Source organism: Kitasatospora sp. NPDC057512, assembly GCF_042802135.1.
Lineage (GTDB): Bacteria > Actinomycetota > Actinomycetes > Streptomycetales > Streptomycetaceae > Kitasatospora.
In genome coordinates, this window is the sequence record NZ_JBHVET010000072.1 from 1 (window position 1) to 18576 (window position 18576).

Here is an 18576-nt window from a genome sequence, read left to right on the forward strand (position 1 = left end):
CTCCTGCTCCAGGGGTGGCCGGACGGGTTTCCGGGAGCGGTCACTTCTCCCAGGAGAAGGGCCGGCAGGCACAGGTGCCATGGCGCGCCGGTTCGGCGGCCGAGTGGACGTCCTGGACGACGGCCTCCGGAACGCGTGCCACGGCCACCAGCACCCGCCGGTCGTCCGCCGGCGTCCGCGCGACCACCTCGACCTGCTCCTGCTCCTCCGCCGTCGCCCGGACGAGCGAGCTGAACACGTACGTCCCGCCCTCGACGCCGTACCCGTCCGCCCACAGCTCGACCAACGCCCCGCCGTGCAGGGACAGATGCCAGCGGGACGGTGCTCCGGCGACGAGTTCCATGGCGGGGCAGTGTAGTCAGGCTGCTCGCAGCCAGGTGTCCAGCGCGGCGAAGTCCGCCTCGGTGAGCCCGCGTCGGGGATCGACCCGGTGGAGCAGGGCGCGGGCCGGGGAGTGGGCGGCGACCCAGCGGCGGTCGGCCCCGGTGATCTCGTCGTCCACCCAGGCGAACGGCCGCCCGCCCGCCCAGGCGACCAGCGTGCGGGTCTTCCAGTGCAGGCCCACCGGCGGGTGCGCGGCGTCCCTGGTGTCCGCGTTCTCCGCGTTCTCCGCGTTGTCGGAGTCGTCCACCGGCCAGTCCACGACGGGCAGTCGGGGCAGGCCGAGCCAGGGCGCGAGGCAGTCGTTGGCGTCCTCCAGCCAGGTGGTCGCCCACACCGGCTCGGCCGGCAGGCTCAGCAGCCGGGGCCCCAACTCCGGGTCCACACGGGCGATCAGCGGATTCCCGCCCGGCGTCGTGTCGGCCGGGACGTACGGGCTGCGGTGGACGGGGTAGCCGCCCGGCGGCGGGTCCCCGAAGGGGATCAGCGGACCGTCCACGTCGAGGAAGAGCAGAGGGCGATCGGTATCGATCATGACGGCACCTTAGCGGGCGGCGCGGGCGGTGTGGCGCGCCGATCGGCCACCCGGCCTGGAACGGGCGAGCCGGGATCTCGTAGGGTGGCGCGCACGGAGTGTGGTGGCAGGCACCACGCAGGCGAGGGCATCAGACGCCGCGGGAGCGGCGGGGCGGGGCGGTGACCAGGAGATGGCGGAGACGACAGCGGTTTCCGGAGGTCCCGACCCGGCCGGGGGCTCGGGTCCCTGGGACGCCGTACCGCCGCCCCCGCGCCTCCCGGCCGAGGAGCACCCGCCCGGTCCCGCCGCGCTGTACGAGCCGCCGCCCGCACCCCCGGTCGTGCCGCCGCCCGCACCTCCGGTCGTGCCGCCCGTCCCGCCCACCGGATGGACCCTCACCGGGCTGCCCGCCGCCGGGGCCGCGTCCTCGGCGACCCCGCCGCCGTTCCCGGTCCAGAGCGCGGCGCCGAGCGCCGCTGCCGGTACGGGCGGGCACGGCGCGGGCGGGCTCGGTGCCGCGCCGCGCGGACGGATCCTGGTCATCGAGGGCGGGTACGGCACCTCCGGCCGCCGCACCTGGGGCCGCGGCGGGCCGACCCAGGCCCCCGTGCTCTCGGCGATGCTCGCCGCCGTCTCGCCGCAGGTGCTGCTCGCCGCGGACGCGGTGGACGCCGTCCACCTCCCCGGCGCCGGGGACCCGCACACCGTCCTCGCCCACCTGCGCGCCGCCTCCCGGCACCCCGGACCGCTGCTGATCCACCTGGGCGGCCACGTCGTCGCCGACAAGCGCGGCGGGCAGCTCCAGCTGACCCTGCGCGACGCCAAGCAGGACGGTCTCCCCTGGCAGGCCGTCGCCGCCGAGCTGAGCCACCGTCCGGCCGAGTGGCAGACCCTCGTCATCGCCGACCTGAGCGCCGACCAGAACGCCTGGCCGTACCTCCAGGGCACGGTCTCGCCGCTCAGCGAGGGCATCCCGCTCTGGGCGGTGGTCAGCCCGGACCCGGAGCAGATCGGCACCTTCACCCGCGCCCTGATCGAGGCGCTGCACGGCGGGCGGCCCGGCGCGGGCGAGGTGCTCGCGCCGGAGCAACTGCGTCAGCAGGTGTACTCGGTGCTGCGGCCGGACGTGGTCATCCTGGCCACGCACGCCCCGGACCGGCCGTTCTTCCGCAACACCGCCCGTCGCGGCGAGGGCCTGCCGACCGAGGCGGCGCCGCTGCCGACCGCCGGTACGGCGCCCTCCGACGCGCCGCCGCCCCCGGTGGCGCCGCTGCCGCGTCCGGCGGAGCCCCGGGACGCCGCCCCCGAGTGGCCGGTGCCGGCCCCGGCCGGGGCGCCCGCGCCGTCGGCCGGGTCGGTCGGGTCCGCTGCGTTCGCCGGGTCTCCGGTGGCCGCGGGCGGTCCGGTCAGCCTGGTCAAGCCGGGCGTACCGCCCACCCCGCCGCGGCCGGCCCGCCCGGTCAGCCTGCTGAAGGCGGGCGGGAGCGTGGAAGCGCCGGGCGTGACCCTGCGCAAGCCCGCCCCGGCCGACGCCGTGCCCGAGGACAGCGCGTCCCCGGCGGGCGTCACGCTCCTCAAGTCCCGGCCGGAGCCGGTGGACGACACCGCCGCCGAGCCCGAACTCCCGCAGGAGGACGCCGCGGTGGCCGCCGAAGCCGCGGCGGAGGCGGTCGGGGCCGTGGTCGAGCCGGTGGTCGAGGAAACGGCCGAGGAGACGAGCGCGGAGACGAGCGCGGAGGCGGCCGAGGACGCGATCGGGGAGGACGTCGAGGAGGCGCCCGAGGCTGCGGGGGAGCCCGGGGACGCCGTCCCGGTGGAGTCCGCGCCGACGGACGAGGCGCCCGCCGATGTCGTTCCGGCGGACGAGGCACCTGCTGACGAGGTGCCGGCCGACGCCGCGCCGCAGGACGGAGCGCCGACCGAGGACGCTCCCGCCGACGCGCCGTCCGCCGACGCGCCGTCCGCCCCGAGTGACGCCCCTGCCGATGCCCCGGCCGACGAGGCCGCTGCGGCCGGTCCGCCGCGCGCGGACTACCGCGAGGTCATCGGACGGATCGTCCGCAGCGCCGAGGCCGGGGACCACGCCGCCGCCACCGACCTGGCCTTCGCCCTCGAACTGGAGGCGATCGCCGAGCACGGTGCCGTCTCCGAGCCGGTGCTGCAGGTACGGCAGGTCCGGGCGCACGTCTGCCGGCTCGCGGGCCGGTCGGCCGAAGCCGCGGACATCTACCGCGAGGTGGCGCTGACTCTGCTCCGTTCGCAGGGCCCGGACCACGTGGAGACCCAGCGGGCGGCCACCAACGCCGAGGCCTGCTGGCGCGCGATCGCCGATCGTGCGGAGGCCATCCGGATCGCCCCGGAGATCATCGAACTGCGCGCCCACCTCCCGGGCCCCGACGGTCGCAAGCTCCGCGCCGCCGAGCGCTACCTCGCCCAGCTGGCCGCCACCGGCTGACAACCGGCGGTCGGTGGAGAGCCGCCGCCGGGGAACAGCCGACGGCGGACGGATGACAGCAGACGGAGAACAGCGAACAGCGGACGGATTTCAAAGTCTGTCCGCTGTTCGCTGTCGTCTGTTACCTGTCACCCCGTCACCCCGTCACCCGGTGACCCGCCCGCTCACCGACCGGCGACCGCGTGCACGAACTTCGCGCCGTCGATGGTGCCCAGGCCGCTGGCGAGGTCGTAGCCCTCGGTCGCGTTGTAGCCGGTGACGCCGTTCCAGCCGTTGTCGCCCTGCTTCACGTCCACGATGCCGCTCCACTTGCTCGGCAGCAGGTTCATGCCGTACAGGCGCCAGTTGAGCTGGCCGAGGCGGTGGCCGGCGAGCTGGTCGGCGAGCGCGACGACGCCCGAGAACAGCGGGGTGGCCTCGCTGGTGCCGCCGGTGAGGTGCCAGCCGACCGAGGTCGGGTCGTAGGACTCGTAGGTCCAGGCGGCGCCGTCCACGGCCGCGCTCATGCTGATGTCCGGGGTGCCGCGGTGGTTGCCGGTGACGTTGGCGACGCCGGCCTGGTACCACGGACGCTCGAAGATGCCCGAGACGCCACCGCCGCCGGCGCCGGACTTGTCGTGCCACACCTTGTCGGGCGCGGTGCGGTTGCCCTTGTCGTCCAGGGTGAGCTGGGTCCCGCCGATGGAGGTGACCAGCGGGTCCGAGGACGGCCAGGAGTTGACCTTGTACGGGAACAGGTCGGTGCCGTTCTCCTGGGCGTCGGTGGCGCCGTTGTCGCCGGAGGCGGCGAGCACCGTCACGTTGTGGTCGGCCGCGGCCTGGAAGGCGTAGCGCAGGTCGGTGAGCGACTTGAAGTCGCCCTTGTCGTACCCCGGGAAGGTGTTCTCGGTGGCGCCGAAGCTCTGCGAGATGACGTCGGCGCGGCCGGCCTTGATGAGGGCCTTCTCGGCGTCCATCATCTCGGGCAGGCCGGTGGTGCCCTCGGTCTCGGCGACGCCGGTCTCGACCAGGATGATGTGCGCGTCGGGGGCGATCGCGTGGGCGTACTCGACGTCCAGGGTGGTCTCGCCGGCCCAGCCGGTGTGGTCGGGGTTCTTCGGGTCCCAGGTGGGGACGTTGCCCCACTTGACCACCTCGACGTTGGTGTCCGGGATGCCCCACTGCTTGTCGAAGACCTCCAGGTCGTGCTGGATGGTCGGCGAGCCGAAGGAGTCGACGATGACGATCGTGCGGCCCTTGCCGGTGATGCCCTCCTGGTACAGCGGGTCCAGGTTGTAGGCGGTCCGGTACTGCAACGGCGAGTAGCAGTGGATACCGACCTGGCTGACGCACTGGGTGGTGCTCAGCGGGGCGGGGCGGCCCTGGGCGTTGTGGTGCCCGAAGGAGGCGGGGCGGACGTGGACGCCCGCGAGATCGTGCCCGGGGGCGGCGATCGCGGTGCCGGCGGCCGGCACGGCGACGGTACCGGCCGTGAGGGCGGTGGCCCCCACGGCGAGCAGGGCCAGGGCGCGGCGGAGGGTGGCGGGGCTGCCCATGGGACTCCTTGGGGCGCAGGGCCCGACCTGGTTCGGTCGGGTCGGTGCGGCCATCCCATCGAGAGCTGCATGATCATGCCATAGTCATTTAGTGGGGCCATGTGATCAAGGACATGGTCATACTCGGCCACGCGAAAAGGTAAAGGCCGTCCCAGGGGAAAGTAACCTCCCACCCGGGACGGCGAGATGACGACACGTCAGACGAGCGCCTAGCGCGCCCCGCCGTTGACGTACAGGGTCTGCCCGCTGACGTAGGAGGCCTCCTCGCTGGCCAGGAAGGCGACGACCGAGGCGATCTCCTCCGGCTGCCCGACCCGGCGCAGCGGCGTCCGGGCGGCGACCTCGGTCTGGTGCTCCTCGGCGCTGCTGCCGACCCGCTCGGCGGTGGCCGCGGTCATCGCGGTGGCGATGTACCCGGGCGCGACGGCGTTGACGTTGATGTTGAACGGCCCGAGCTCGATCGCCAGGGTCGCGGTGAGGCCCTGGATGCCGGCCTTGGCGGCCGCGTAGTTGGCCTGGCCCCGGTTGCCGAGGGCGGAGCGCGAGCTGAGCGAGACGATCTTCCCGTACTTCTGCGCCACCATGTACTTCTGCGCGACGTGGCTGCAGTTGTACGCGCTGGTCAGGTTGACCGTCAGCACCGCGTCCCAGTCCGCCTTCGGCATCCTGAAGAACAGGTTGTCCCGGGTGATCCCGGCGTTGTTGACCAGGATGTGCACCCCGCCGAGGTCCGCCGCGACCTGCGCGAACACCGCCTCCACGGCGTCGTAGTCGGCCACGTCGCAGCCGTACGCCCGGGCGGTGCCGCCCTTGGCGGTGATCTCGGCGACCGTCCCGGCCGCCCGCTCGGCGGTGAGGTCGACGACGGCGACCGCCGCGCCCTCCTCCGCCAGCAGGCGGGCGGTGGCCGCCCCGATGCCCTGCGCCGCGCCGGTCACCACGGCGACCTTCCCCGCGAACCGCGTCATGTGAACTCCTCGGAAGTCTGGAGGTTTGAAGGTCGGTCCGGGCCTTGGAGGCTCGGATCAACAGAGGTCTGGATCGATGGAGGAGGAGCGCCGGTCGTCAGGCGTTCTCGACCAGCACGGCCGTACCCTGCCCCACGCCCACGCACATGGTGGCCAGACCGCGCCGGGCACCGGTACGGCGCATCCGGTGCAGCAGGGTGGTGAGGATGCGGGCGCCGGAGCCGCCCAGGGGGTGGCCGAGCGCGATCGCGCCGCCGCTGGGGTTGACCACCTCCTCGGCCCGCTCCGGGCTGAACCCGATGCCGTCGGCGGAGGCGAGCGCCTGGGCCGCGAAGGCCTCGTTCAGCTCGGCGGTGTCCAGGTCGGCGAGCGACCAGCCGGCCCGCGCGAGCACCTTCGCCGTGGCCGGGACCGGGCCGATGCCCATGACGTCCGGGTGCACCCCGGCCGAGGCGCCGGCCACGTACCGGCCGAGCGGCTGCAGCCCGAGGTCGCGCAGCGCCTCCTCGCCGACCAGGAGCAGCCCGGCCGCGCCGTCGTTCATCGGCGAGGCGTTCCCGGCGGTGACCGTGCCCCCGGGCCGGAACACCGGCTTGAGGCCGGCGAGCTTCGCCAGGCTGGTGTCCTCGCGGATGCCCTCGTCGCGGCCCACCGTCACCCCGTCCGGCCGCTCGACCGCGACGAGTTCCGCGTCGAAGTGCCCGTCCTTGCGGGCGGCGCCGGCCCGCTGGTGGCTGCGCAGCGCGAAGGCGTCCTGACGCTCCCGGTCGATGCCGTACCGGGTCGCCACCTCCTCGGCGGTCTCGCCCATGCTGAGCACGCCGTGCAGTTCGGCCATCCGCGGGTTGGTGAGCCGCCAGCCGAGCCGGGTGTCGAAGGTCTCCATCCGGTGCGGCAGCGCCTCGTCGGGGCGGGGGAGGACGAACGGGGCGCGGGTCATCGACTCGCAGCCGCCGGCCAGCACCACGTCCGCCTCGCCGGAGCCGATGGCCCGGGCGGCGAGGGTGACGGCCTCCAGGCCGGAGGCGCAGAGCCGGTTGACGGTGGCCCCGGGGACGGTCTCCGGCAGGCCGGCCAGCAGCACGGCCATCCGGGCGGCGTTGCGGTTGTCCTCGCCGGCCTGGTTGGCGGCACCCCAGTAGACGTCGTCGATCCGGGCCGGGTCGAGCGCGGGTACGTCGGCGAGCAGGGCGCGCAGCACGGTGGCCGAGAGGTCGTCCGGGCGGACCGTGGCGAGTGCGCCGCGCAGTCGGCCGATGGGTGTGCGGCGGGCGGCGGCGAAGTAGACGGGACGCACGTCGTCGGGCTCCTTGTCGGGAAACGGGTGGCAGGGGTCGGGACGGGAGCGGGGCAGGCGGCGGGCCGGCGTCAGAAGGCGTTGACGCCGGTGAGGGCGCGTCCGATGAGCAGCTGGTGGATCTGGCTGGTGCCCTCGTAGAGGGTCATCACCCGCGCGTCGCGCAGGTACTTGCCGACCGGGTACTCGTCGATGAACCCGTAGCCGCCGAAGACCTGGAGCGCGTTGTTGGCGGCCCGGACGGCGGCCTCGCTGGCGTACAGCTTGGCGACGGAGGACTCGGTGGCGAACGGCAGGCCGCGGTCGATGTGGTCGGCGACCTTCCAGGTGAGCAGCCGGGCCGCCTCGACGTCCACGGCGATGCCGGCCAGCAGCTCCTGGACGAGCTGGTGCGAGGCGATCGGCCTGCCGAACTGTTCGCGCTCGCCCGCGTAGCGGACGGCGGTCTCCAGGCAGGCCCGGGCGATGCCGACGCAGCCCGCCGCCACCGACATCCGGCCCTTGGCCAGCGCGGCCATCGCCACCGTGAACCCCTTGCCGACCTCGCCGAGCCGGGCGCTGTCCGGCACCCGGACGTCCTCGAAGGAGAGGGCGGCGGTGGCCTGGCCGCGCAGGCCGAGCTTGCCGTGGATATCGGTGCGGGTGAAGCCGGGCAGGTCGGTGGGGACCAGGAAGGCGGTGATGCCCCGGTGGCCCCGCTGCTCGGGTGCGTCGCCGCCGGTGCGGGCGAAGACCAGGGCGACGTCGGCCCAGGTGCCGTTGGTGATGAAGGTCTTGGCACCGCTGATCAGCCAGTCCCCGCCGTCCCGGACGGCCCGGGTGGTGAGGTTGGCGGCGTCCGATCCGGTGCCCGGTTCGGTGAGCGCGAAGCAGGCGAGCGCCTCGCCCGAGGTGAGCCGGGGCAGCCAGTGCCGCTTCTGCTCCTCGGTGCCGAAGGCGTTGACCGACTTGCCGACCAGGCCGAGCGAGACCGAGACGATCCCGCGCACGGCCGAGTCGCCGCGCCCGAGTTCCTCCAGGACGAGGCAGTACGCCAGGTGGTCGCCGCCGCTGCCGCCGTACTCCTCCGGGATGGTCAGCCCGAGGAAGCCGACCTTCGCCAGCTTGCCGATGATCGCGCGGTCGACGGACTCGGCGCGGTCCCACTCGGCGGCGTGGGGCACGACCTCGCGGTCGGTGAAGGAGGCGGCGAGGTCCCGGACGGCGCTCTGCTCCTCGGACAACTCCAGGTTCACGGCGGCTCCCGAATCGGTGTCCGGGCCCCCGGATCCGGGGCCGGGCCCATTAAACTAGCGCTGCAAGTTTTATGGGGGGACTGTAGCCCCGCCCCGCCCGCGCTGGGAAGGGGCACCTGCCAGAATCGGTCCCCAGCGCACCCGACCGGAGGAACCGGAGGCACCCGCCGCGATGGCCCGTCCACGCACCCCGCTGCTCAGCCGCGAGCGCATCGTCGCCGCCGCGCTGCGGCTGATCGACGACGAGGGGCTGGACGCCCTCTCCACCCGCCGGCTCGCCACCGAGCTGTCGGTCAGCGGGCCCTCGCTCTACAACCACTTCGCCACCAAGGACGAACTGCTGGACGCGGTGGTGGACAGCGTCATCGGCGAGGTCGACCTGTCGATGTTCGGCACCACCGGGGCCGCCGGGGCCGTCGGCACCACCGGGGCCAACGGGGGCTCCTGGCCGGACGCGCTGCGCGACTGGGCCCGCTCCTACCGTGCCGCGCTGGCCGCCCACCCCAACATCGTCCCGGTGCTCGCCCAGGGCCCCGGGCGCCGGCCGAACGCCCTGCGGCTGGCCGACGCGGTCTTCGGCCACCTGGTCGAGTCCGGGTGGCCGCGCGGCCAGGCGACCAGGATCGGCGCGCTGATGCGCTACTTCGTCACCGGCTCGGCGCTCGCCTCCTTCGCGGCCGGCTTCCCCGCCGACGCCGAGGTCTACGACGCGGCCGACTACCCGCACCTGGGCGAGGCGCACCGGCTGGCGGGGCACCGCGGGACAGTGGACGAGGGCGCCTTCGAGACCGGGCTGGAGGCGCTGCTCGACGGGCTCGCCCTGCGCTACGCCCGGCTCGCCGAGCGGCCCTGAGGCGAGACCCGAGCCGCCCGGCCCGGCCGAGCGGAAACGATTCGGCCCCCGCCACCCCGCGCTGATCGCGCCGGGCGTACGGGGGCCGAGGGGCCGAGGGGGCCGATGGGCGGGTCAGCCCATGTCCTCCAGCCGGACGCCCTTGGTCTCCTTCATGAACTTCGCCACGAAGAGGATGGAGAGCGCCGCGAAGGCGGCGTAGATCAGGTAGGTCGCCGACAGGTTCCAGCGCGACATGGACGGGAACGAGACGGTGATCACCCAGTTCGCGATCCACTGCGCGGAGGCGGCGACGGAGAGCGCGGCGGCGCGGATCCGGTTCGGGAACATCTCGCCGAGCATCACCCAGACGACCACGCCCCAGGACATCGCGAAGAACAGCACGAAGGCGTTGGCGGCGACCAGTGCGACGGTGCCCTGGAGGTCGGGCAGGGTGAGGTTGTCCCCGCTGCCGGTGGCCGAGGAGAAGGCCCAGCCGGCGGTGCCGAGCGCGACCGCCATGCCGGCCGAGCCGATCAGGGCGAGCGGCTTGCGGCCGACCCGGTCCACCAGCACGATCGCGATCACGGTGCCGAGGATGTTGATCACCGAGCCGACGAAGCTGATCAGCAGCGAGTTGCCCTGGTCGATGCCGACCGACTGCCACAGGATCGACGAGTAGTAGAAGATCACGTTGATGCCGACCAGCTGCTGGAAGACCGACAGGCCGATGCCGACCCAGACGATCGGGAGCAGGCCGAAGCGGCCGCCGAGCAGGTCGCGGAAGCGCGGGCGGTGGTCGGAGGCGATCAGCGCCTGGACCTCGGCGATCCGGGCGTCGGTGTCCACGCCCTCGCCCTCGACCTCGGCGAGCACCTTGCGGGCGTCGTCCAGGCGCTCGGCCTGGATCAGGTAGCGCGGGGACTCGGGGATCACCGAGGCGAGCACGAAGTAGACCGCGGCCGGGACGACGCAGATGCCGAGCATCCACTGCCAGGCCTCCAGGCCCAGCAGCTGACCGCGGGTGTCGCCGCCGGCCGCCTGCGCCAGTACCCAGTTGACCAGCTGGGATATCGCGATGCCGAGCACGATCGCGGCCTGCTGGAAGGAGGCCAGCCGGCCCCGGTACTTGGTCGGCGCGACCTCGGCGATGTAGGTCGGGGCGATCACCGAGGCGATGCCGATGGCCGCGCCGCCGAGGACGCGCCAGAGGGCGAGGTCCCAGGCGGAGAACGGCAGCATCGAGCCGACCGCGCTGATCGCGAACAGCAGGGCGCCCGCCTTCATGACCTTGATGCGGCCGTACCGGTCGGCGAACCGTCCGGCGAACGCCGCGCCGACCGCCGAGCCCAGCAGGGCTGAGGAGACGATCAGGCCGGTCACGCCGCTGCCGACGCCGAACTTCTCCTGGATGCCGGAGACGGCGCCGTTGATCACGGAGCTGTCGTAGCCGAACAGGAAGCCGCCGAGGGCCGCTGCCGCGGTGATGAAGACGACGAAGCCGAGGCGGCCGGGCGCGGGGGCCTCGACCGCCCCGGAGGGCTTCTGGGTGACGCTCACGATCTGACTCCTGGTACTCAACGCTGAGCTCGGTAGCCGAGATCGTAACCCCTATTCGTTTAAGTCTTGTACACCGGGAACCTCAATTTTTGCTCTGAGAATTCGTAAGGTGAACAAGCAAATTGGGCCGTTCAGGCATGGTGGTCAGGCCGGCGAGGCGAGCGAGAGTCCGAACCGGCCCTCCGGGTCGGTCCACCAGTGGCTCAGCCGCAGCCCGGCCGCCGCCAGCTCCGCGGCCACCCGCTCCCGGCGGAACTTCGCCGACACCTCGGTGCGCAGCTCCTCGCCCCGGGCGAAGTGCACCGGCAGGTCCAGGGCCGGGATCTTCACGGACTGCGCGCGCAGCGAGCGCAGCCGCATCTCGATCCACTCCTGCTCGGCGTCCCAGAGCGCGACGTGTTCGAAGGCGTCCGGGTCGAAGTCGGCGCCCAGTTCGCGGTTGAGCACGTTCAGCACGTTCCGGTTGAACTCGGCGGTCACCCCGGCGGAGTCGTCGTAGGCGGCGACCAGCACCGCCGGGTCCTTGACCAGGTCGGTGCCGAGCAGCAGGAAGTCGCCCGGGTCGAGGGCGGCGCGCAGGCCGTGCAGGAAGGCCGCGCGCTCCAGGGGCAGCAGGTTGCCGAGGGTGCCGCCGAGGAAGGCGACCAGGCGCGGGCCGCCCTCCGGGGGCAGGCCGAGCCGGGCGGTGAAGTCGGCGAGCACGCCGTGCACCGCGAGCCCGGGGTACTCGGCGGAGATGGCGGCTCCGGCCGCGGTCAGCGCGCTCTCGCTGACGTCCACCGGGACGTACGTCTCCAGGGTGCCGAGCGCGCGCAGGGCGTCCAGCAGCAGCCGGGTCTTCTCGGAGGAGCCGGAGCCCAGCTCGACCAGGGTGCGGGCCCCGGTGGCGGCGGCGATCTCGCCGGCCCGGGCGGTCAGGATGGCCCGCTCCGCGCGGGTCGGGTAGTACTCGGGCAGCCGGGTGATCTCCTCGAACAGCTCGCTGCCCCGCGCGTCGTAGAACCACTTCGGCGGCAGCCACTTGGGCCGCGCGGTCAGTCCGTGCTGCACGTCGTGGCGCAGCGCGGTGCTGAAGTGGTCGGCGGGCAGCAGTCGGGTGAGTTCGAAGGTGTCCATGACAGGGTGGTTCCTCTGTTCAGAAGATGAAGGAAGGGTGGGGATTCAGTCGCGGCCGGGGAGGCGGCGGACGGTGACGCCGCGCGAGTCCACCAGCAGCAGCGAACCGTCGGGGACGGGCGTCCAGCCCGGCGCGTCGTCGTACGGCTCGGAGGCCACCACCGTGCCGAGGCCCGGTAGGGTGCGGTGGTACAGGGTGTCGCCCCAGGTGGTCGCGGCGATCGAGGCGCCGTCGGTGAGCAGCAGGTTGAGCCGTCCGGTGGTGTGCGCGGTGACGTCTTCGACGGTGCCCGCCAGGGCCTCGCCCGGCCCGGCGCCGTCCCGCAGCCGGTGCAGGGTGAGCGCCCACAGCAGCGCCGAGTCGGTGCGCGCCTCCAGGTTCAGCAGTTCGGCCGGGGGCAGCAGGGCGGCCAGCGCGTCCAGCTTGCCGGGCCAGCCGGCCACCGCGCCGTTGTGGCTGAACAGCCAGCGCTCGGCGGCGAACGGCGCGGCCGCGCCCTCGCCCGGCGCGCAGCCCTCGGTGGCGGACCGGACGGCGGCCAGCAGCGCCCGGGTGCGGACCACCCGGGCGAGGTCGGCGAAGGTCTCGTCCGCCCAGATCGGCCCGGTCCGGCGGTAGCGGGCGGGCACCTCGTCGCCGTCCGCGTACCAGCCGAGGCCGAAGCCGTCCGCGTTGACCGTGCCGTGCTGCTGGACCCGGGGCGCCCAGGACTGCCGGTACAGCCCGTACGGCGGGTGTACCAGCAGCTCCCTGGGTGCCACAGGCTCGCCCAGGTAGGCGATGTGACGGCACATCAGTCCGACTCCGGATCGCGGGCGGTGCGGAACCCGGCGAAGATCTGCCGCCGGACCGGGTAGTCCCAGTTGCGGAAGGTGCCCCGGCAGGCGACCGGCGCCACCGCGAAGCAGCCGCCGCGCAGCACCTTGTACTCGGGGCCGAAGAACACCTCCGAGTACTCCTGGTACGGCCAGGCCCGGAAGCCCGGGTAGGGGCGGAAGTCGCTGGCCGTCCACTCCCACACGTCGCCGATCAACTGGCGGACCCCGTACGGGGACTGTCCCTTCGGGTAGCTGCCCGCCCCGGCCGGACGCAGGTGGCGCTGGCCGAGGTTGGCGTGTTCGGGGCCGGGCGGGCCGTCTCCCCAGGGGTAGCGGCGGGAGCGGCCGGTGGCCGGGTCGTGCCGGGCCGCCTTCTCCCACTCGGCCTCGGTCGGCAGGCGCCGGCCGGCCCATCGGGCGTACGCGTCCGCCTCGTACCAACTGACGTGCAGGACGGGCTCGTCCGGCTCGACCGGTGCCACCGTGCCGAAGCGCCGGCGGAGCCACTGGCCGTCCCGGTGGCGCCAGAACAGCGGGGCGGTCAGGTCGGCGCGGCGGCGGTGCTCCCAGCCCTCCGGCGTCCACCAGTGCGGGTCGTCGTAGCCGCCGTCCGCGATGAACCGCTGGTAGGCGGCGTTGGTGACCGGGGTGGTGTCCAGCAGGAAGGCCGGCAGGTCGACGGTGTGCGCCGGGCGCTCGTTGTCCAGTGCCCACGGCTCGGTGTCCGTCCCCATGGTGAACGGGCCCGCGGGGATCAGGACTTCGGCGGGCAGGGCGGCCGCGTCGGCGGGCGCGGGCGGTGGCGGAGGCGCGGCCAGGGCGGGCTCGCCTTGGCGGAGCTGGTGGGTGATCAGCATCGTCTCGTCGTGCTGCTGCTCGTGCTGGGCGATCATCCCGAACGCGAACCCGGCGTCCAGCAGCGGCGCACCCTCCAGCGGGCTGGCGGCCAGCAGGTCCAGCACCCGACCGCGCACCTCGTGGGCGTAGGCGCGGGCCTCGGCGGGCGGCAGCAGCGGCAGGCCGGGGCGCTCGGCGCGGGGGTGCTGGAAGGCGTCGTAGAGCGGATCGATCTCGGGGTGCATCGGGTCGCGGCCGCCGACGTTGCGCAGCAGCCAGAGCTCCTCCTGGTTGCCGATGTGCGCGAGGTCCCAGACCAGCGGGGACATCAGCGGGGAGTGCTGGGCGGTGAGGTCGCGGTCGTCGACGCAGTCGGTCAGCGCGGCGGTGCGGGCGCGGGCGGCCAGCAACTCGGTGGCGATGCTCTCGCGCAGCGCCTCGGTGCCGATGGCGGTGGCGGTGTCAATGGCAGGGGCGACGGTATCGGCGGTCGGGTTGGTGTTGCGGTCCGCGCCGGCCGCCTCGGTGCCCCCGTGGGGTCGGACGTCGGTCATGGTGCGGCCTCCTCCGGGGGAGTGGGTCGGGTGCCGGAACGCAGGGCGTCCAGCTGGTCGTCGGCCGGGCAGCGGCCGCGCGCGGGATAGCGCTCGGCGAACTCGGCGATGAGGTTGCGCAGTTGACCGGCGCCGGGCAGGCGGCCCAGTGCGGCGTCGGCGGCGGCGAAGCAGGAGAGGGTGGCCCGGCGCAGCTCGGGGTCGGCCATGGCCAGGGTGGCGGCCCGGCGCCAGACCTCGCTGCGCGGCGGGCGCGGGCCGTCGGTGCGTTCCAGCGGCTCCAGTGCGGCCAGCGCGGCATCGGCGGCCACCGGGTCGTCGAGCAGTGCGGTGACCAGCGCGGCGACCACCACCCAGCCGTCCCCGGGCTGGGCGTCGATCATCCGCAGCTCCAGGTGGCCGCGCGGGCGCACCGGCGGGAAGAGGGTGGTGCGGTGGTAGTCCAAGTCGTCGAGGGTGGGCGGGCGTTCGCCCGCGCCGCGGATCCAGTCGCGGAAGGTCAGCCCGGTCGGGGCCGTCCAGGGCAGGCCCTCGGGCCTTCGTACGCACAGGACTCGGGCGTCCAGCACGTACTGCGCCCAGGCCTCGCGCGGGTCGCCGTGGTCCGGCTCCGGGGCGAGGGTGCGGGTCGGGTCCATCCGGGACCAGACGGCCTGCCGGGTGGACCGGTGACCGGTCGAACTACCGTCCAGTGTCGGGGAGTTGGCGAAGGCGGCGACCAGTACCGGGCCCAGCCGGTGGGCCAGTCGCCAGCGGCGCTCCACCGCGTGGGGGCCGTCCGTCTCGCCGGCGTCCAGGCAGACCTGCACCGACGCGGTGCCGGTCATCATGATGCGGCCCCAGGGCCCGGCGGAGTCGAAGAAGCGCTCCATCGCGAGGTAGCGGGGGTGGTCCAGCACCATCCGTCGGGGGCGGGCGTACGGGTCCGTCCCGGTGCCGGTGAGTCGCAGGCCCTGCGCCGCGAAGGCGGCCCGCAGGGCGGTCAGATCGCGTCGGGTGTCCTCGACGCAGGCCAGGAGGCCGGTGGCGGGCGGGGAGCTGAGCTCGACCTGTCCGCCGGGTTCGAGCGTGAGGCGCGAACCGGAGGGGAGGGAGTCGCCGTCCGGTCCGCCCAGGGGCAGCGACTCCAGTGCGGCGTGGAGCAGTTCCGGCCGTACGGGTCGGGATGGACATCGATCGTCATGGACGAACCATTCGACCTCCACCCCCACCAGGCGGGGCGGTCCGATCTTGAAGCAGACGCCCGACACGTGGCTGCGCGCCCCCGATTCGGTCAACGGGGTCACCCCGGGCGGGGGTGTTGGCGTGCTCTGCCGGTCGGGCGGAGTGGTGCGGGATACCGGTATCACCGGACTCACCATCCTCGGGATCACGATTGCGGCCCGGTCTACTTTGCCCAGTCTGCTACGGAGCATGCGGGGACGCCCCGCAAAAATCGTGTGAACGTTCGTCTTCGCAGGTCAGAGCTGTGGCGAACGGGTGAGTCCGGGATTGTCGGGCCGATCGGCGGGCGGGAGCGGGCCACGTCCGGCCGGGGCATGTGCCGGGGTCACAGGCGCTCCAGCCGCTCCAGGACGGTCGCCAGCACCGGCCCCGGCAGGGCGTAGTTCAGGCGCAGCGAACCCTGGCCGCCGGGCCCGAAGTCGGCGCCGTCGGAGGCCTCCAGGCCGCAGCGCTCCAGCAGCGCCCGGCGGGCGTCGGCGGGCGGCAGGCCGAGCGCGGCGGCGTCCAGCCAGAGCAGGTAGGAGGCCCGCGGGGTGGAGCGGACGGCGGGTCCGAGCCGGTCGGTCAGCCGGGTGCGGGCGGTGGCCAGGTGGGCGAGCAGCGCGTCCAGCCAGGGCCCGCCCTCGCGCAGTGCCGCCTGCTGCACGGTCTGCTCCAGCAGGCCGCCCTCCCAGAGGCCGTAGCCGGCCAGCGCCTCGGTGAACCGGGTGCGCAGCCCGGGGTCGGGGACGAGGGCGAAGCTGCTGGGGATGCCGGAGCAGTTGAAGGTCTTGCCGACGGAGTTGAGGGTGACGACGCGGTGCCGGTGCGCGGGGTCGGCGGTGTTGACGGCGACCGGGTGGGCGCGGCCGGGGTGGGTGAGGTCGCCGTGCACCTCGTCCGAGATCAGCAGCGCACCGCTCTCGGCTGCCCGGGCGGCGAGGTCGCGCACCGCGTCGGCCGGCCACACCGTGCCGGAGGGGTTGTGCGGGTTGCTCAGCAGGACGGCGCCGACGGGGCGGGGGAGCGGGTCCGACGGGAGCCGGTAGCCGCCCGGGCCCGGGCCCGGGTGTGGCGGGTGCGGCGGGTGCAGCGGCAGCTCGCGGTACGGGAGGCCGGCCGCGCGGCAGAGCTGGGCGAAGCCGCCCCACTCGGGGGTGGGGAAGAGGACCGGGGCCTGCGGCCGTACGGCCTCCAGGAGGACGCGCAGCGCGGTGCGCGGGCCGCAGGGCAGCAGCAGGACCCAGTCCGGGTCGACCGTGGCGCCGTGCCGGGTGCGGTACCAGTCGGCCACCAGCGCGCGGCCGACCGGGTCGCACACCGTGTAGCCGTACGCGCGGTGGCGGGCGCGCCGCTCCAGTGCCTCGGCGACGGCGGGCGGGCCGGGCAGGTCCATGTCGGCGAGGCCCATCGGGATCGCCCCGGGGGCGCCCGCGCGGGCCCACTTGCTGCTGCCGGTGCCGGTGCGGTCGAAGGGGGCGTCGAAGCCGAAGCCCGGGGCGCCGCGAACAGCTGACAGATTTCGAAAGCTGTCTTCTGTTCGCTGAAAGTTGTCGTCTGTCATCTGTTCGCCGCCATCCGTCGTCCGACGCCCGTCACCCCGTCACCCAGCCCGACGCCCGTCACCCCGCCCGACCCCCGTCACCCCGCCGCCGTTGCCGCCAGGTACGCCGCGAGCCCCCGCCGCCCCCGGCGCATCATCACCGCGTGGTTGGCCCGGAACAGCGGGTGCAGCGGCAGGGCGAGCCGGCGCAGCAGGGGCTTGCCGGGCCGGGTGTCCTCCTCGAACAGCACCCGGCTGCCCGCGCCGCCCGGTCCGCAGGCCCCGCGCGGTCCGCCCGGCCCGTCGGCCCCGCCGACCAGGTCCGGCGTCACCGTGAACCGCGACCATCCGGCCAGGTCGCCCCGCATGGCCACCTCCAGTACCCCGGCGGCCGGGTCGCGCCGCTTCGCCGCCAGGCCGATCACCAACCGGTACGGCAGCAGCGCGCGCACCACCACGTCCCCGGAGTCCTCGCCGGTCGGGCGGACCTCGCGGATCTCCGGCCACCACAGCGGATAGCTCCGCACGTCCTCCAGGGCCGCGTACACGGCGGATACCGGAGCGGCGAGCCGCCAGACGCCCCGGAATCGGTAGTGGTTGGGGTCCACGGCCACACCCTAGTCCGGCCCGGTCGCTCCGAGGGGTGAACGCCGTTGGACCGTTGCCGAGTTGGCCCCCGGCATGACCCATAACCGGAGGTGAACCCTCCGGATGCGCCCGTTCGGGAGGAAGGACGGACTCCGCTTGCACCCGTTCGGGGTGCGGGGGAGGATCTTCTGTGCTTGTAGTCTCATCAGTCACGGCAGCATCCCCTGGGCGCTGCGACCCCAGAAACCGGAGTGAAGGAGTCACAGGCATGCGGCGACCGAGCTGGGTACCGGAGGGCACGGACCTGGACAAACCGAACGCCGCGCGGGTCTACGACTACTACCTGGGGGGCTCGCACAACTTCGAGGTCGACCGGGAGATGGCCCGCAAGGCGATCGCCATGTGGCCGGAGCTGCCGCAGATCATGCGCTCCAACCGCGCCTTCCTGCGCCGCGCCGTGACCTTCCTCGCCGAGCAGGGCGTCACCCGCTTCCTGGACATCGGCTCCGGCATCCCGACCTTCGGCGCCGTGCACGAGATCGCCCGGGCGATCCGCCCCGAGGCCAAGGTCGTCTACGTGGACCGCGACCCGGTCGCCGTCGCGCACAGCCGCCTCCTGCTGGAGGACGACCAGGACTGCGCCGTCGTCCAGGCCGACCTGCGCGACGTCGACGACCTGCTCGCCCGCCCCGAGGTCACCGAGCTGCTGGCGGCCGGCGAGCCGGTGGCCGTGCTGCTGGTCGCCGTCGCGCACTTCGTCGGCGACGAGGACGACCCGTGGCGGCTGATCGGAACGATCCGCGACGCCCTCCCGCCCGGCAGCGCGCTGGTGCTCTCGCACGCCGCCCTGGAGAGCCGCCCCGACCAGGCCGAGGACCACCAGAAGCTCTACCAGCGGACGCCGACCCCGCTGACCATGCGCACCCACGAGCAGATCACCGCGATGTTCTCCGGCTTCGAGCTGGTCGAGCCGGGCGTGGTCCACCTGCCGCTGTGGCGTCCGGACCAGCCCGGTACGGTCGGTGAGCACCCCGAGCGGATCGCCGGGGTGGCGGGCGTGGGGATCCGCCCTTGAGCGGACGCGACGGACGGGGCACCGACGGCCGCACGCCCCGCGCGGCGGCCGTCGCGAGGCC

The 18576-nt window shown here is 74.1% G+C and carries 16 protein-coding genes; 3 read left to right on the plus strand and 13 right to left on the minus strand.

Annotation, left to right across the window (positions count from 1 at the left end; translation table 11 throughout):
* Positions 1 to 40 precede the first annotated feature (40 nt).
* Both ACFU6K_RS07865 and ACFU6K_RS07870 read right to left on the minus strand, forming a co-directional pair.
* A complete protein-coding gene (locus ACFU6K_RS07865; RefSeq protein WP_380661527.1) occupies positions 41 to 343 on the minus strand; it encodes a hypothetical protein in 303 nt (100 codons plus the stop codon).
* A 15-nt stretch (positions 344 to 358) separates the two neighbouring features.
* Positions 359 to 916 carry an HAD domain-containing protein gene (locus ACFU6K_RS07870; protein ID WP_380661528.1) on the minus strand — a complete coding sequence of 186 codons (558 nt, stop codon included), beginning with the start codon at positions 914 to 916 and terminating at the stop codon, positions 359 to 361.
* Positions 917 to 1088: 172 nt separating this feature from the next.
* On the opposite strand from ACFU6K_RS07870, the gene ACFU6K_RS07875 reads away from it, so the two are divergent.
* Complete coding sequence (locus ACFU6K_RS07875) at positions 1089 to 3353, plus strand: hypothetical protein (protein ID WP_380661529.1); 2265 nt, start codon at positions 1089 to 1091, stop codon at positions 3351 to 3353.
* A 164-nt stretch (positions 3354 to 3517) separates the two neighbouring features.
* On the opposite strand, the gene ACFU6K_RS07880 is transcribed toward ACFU6K_RS07875, so the two are convergent.
* From ACFU6K_RS07880 to ACFU6K_RS07895, 4 genes are all read right to left on the minus strand, one after another.
* Entirely contained in the window at positions 3518 to 4888 is a 1371-nt protein-coding gene (locus tag ACFU6K_RS07880) for a S8 family serine peptidase (RefSeq protein ID WP_380661531.1), read from the minus strand.
* A gap of 209 nt (positions 4889 to 5097) precedes the next feature.
* Positions 5098 to 5856, minus strand: a complete 759-nt coding sequence (gene fabG / locus ACFU6K_RS07885; RefSeq protein WP_380661532.1) for a 3-oxoacyl-ACP reductase FabG — start codon at positions 5854 to 5856, stop codon at positions 5098 to 5100.
* Positions 5857 to 5953: 97 nt separating this feature from the next.
* The gene (locus ACFU6K_RS07890; protein WP_380661533.1) at positions 5954 to 7153 is read right to left on the minus strand and encodes a thiolase family protein; all 1200 of its coding nucleotides are present in this window, start codon (positions 7151 to 7153) and stop codon (positions 5954 to 5956) included.
* A 71-nt stretch (positions 7154 to 7224) separates the two neighbouring features.
* Complete coding sequence (locus ACFU6K_RS07895; RefSeq protein WP_380661534.1) at positions 7225 to 8388, minus strand: acyl-CoA dehydrogenase family protein; 1164 nt, start codon at positions 8386 to 8388, stop codon at positions 7225 to 7227.
* A gap of 172 nt (positions 8389 to 8560) precedes the next feature.
* Here ACFU6K_RS07895 and ACFU6K_RS07900 point away from each other — a divergent pair, with 172 nt between their 5' ends.
* Positions 8561 to 9241 (plus strand): TetR/AcrR family transcriptional regulator, encoded by a 681-nt coding sequence (locus ACFU6K_RS07900; protein WP_380661535.1) that lies wholly within the window; start codon positions 8561 to 8563, stop codon positions 9239 to 9241.
* Positions 9242 to 9355: 114 nt separating this feature from the next.
* Here ACFU6K_RS07900 and ACFU6K_RS07905 read toward each other — a convergent pair whose 3' ends face one another.
* From ACFU6K_RS07905 to ACFU6K_RS07935, 7 genes are all read right to left on the minus strand, one after another.
* Positions 9356 to 10783: a sugar porter family MFS transporter gene (locus tag ACFU6K_RS07905; RefSeq protein ID WP_380661547.1), complete on the minus strand. Its 1428-nt coding sequence runs from the start codon at positions 10781 to 10783 to the stop codon at positions 9356 to 9358.
* Positions 10784 to 10924: 141 nt separating this feature from the next.
* Positions 10925 to 11896 carry an L-histidine N(alpha)-methyltransferase gene (gene egtD, locus ACFU6K_RS07910; RefSeq protein WP_380661536.1) on the minus strand — a complete coding sequence of 324 codons (972 nt, stop codon included), beginning with the start codon at positions 11894 to 11896 and terminating at the stop codon, positions 10925 to 10927.
* A gap of 45 nt (positions 11897 to 11941) precedes the next feature.
* Positions 11942 to 12691 carry an ergothioneine biosynthesis protein EgtC gene (egtC, locus tag ACFU6K_RS07915; protein WP_380661539.1) on the minus strand — a complete coding sequence of 250 codons (750 nt, stop codon included), beginning with the start codon at positions 12689 to 12691 and terminating at the stop codon, positions 11942 to 11944.
* A complete protein-coding gene (gene egtB / locus ACFU6K_RS07920; RefSeq protein WP_380661540.1) occupies positions 12691 to 14106 on the minus strand; it encodes an ergothioneine biosynthesis protein EgtB in 1416 nt (471 codons plus the stop codon). Before egtB ends, egtC begins: the two co-directional genes overlap by 1 nt.
* Positions 14103 to 15383, minus strand: coding sequence for an ergothioneine biosynthesis glutamate--cysteine ligase EgtA (gene egtA / locus ACFU6K_RS07925; RefSeq protein WP_380661541.1), 1281 nt, complete (start codon positions 15381 to 15383; stop codon positions 14103 to 14105). The genes egtB and egtA overlap by 4 nt, the downstream gene beginning before the upstream one ends.
* Before the next feature lie 272 nt (positions 15384 to 15655).
* Positions 15656 to 16873, minus strand: coding sequence for a MalY/PatB family protein (locus ACFU6K_RS07930; RefSeq protein WP_380661542.1), 1218 nt, complete (start codon positions 16871 to 16873; stop codon positions 15656 to 15658).
* Between the two features lie 77 nt (positions 16874 to 16950).
* Positions 16951 to 17460, minus strand: coding sequence for an SRPBCC family protein (locus tag ACFU6K_RS07935; RefSeq protein ID WP_380661544.1), 510 nt, complete (start codon positions 17458 to 17460; stop codon positions 16951 to 16953).
* 248 nt (positions 17461 to 17708) lie between these two features.
* On the opposite strand from ACFU6K_RS07935, the gene ACFU6K_RS07940 reads away from it, so the two are divergent.
* On the plus strand, positions 17709 to 18515 hold the full coding sequence (locus tag ACFU6K_RS07940) for an SAM-dependent methyltransferase (protein WP_380661545.1): 807 nt from the start codon (positions 17709 to 17711) through the stop codon (positions 18513 to 18515).
* Positions 18516 to 18576: the final 61 nt, after the last annotated feature.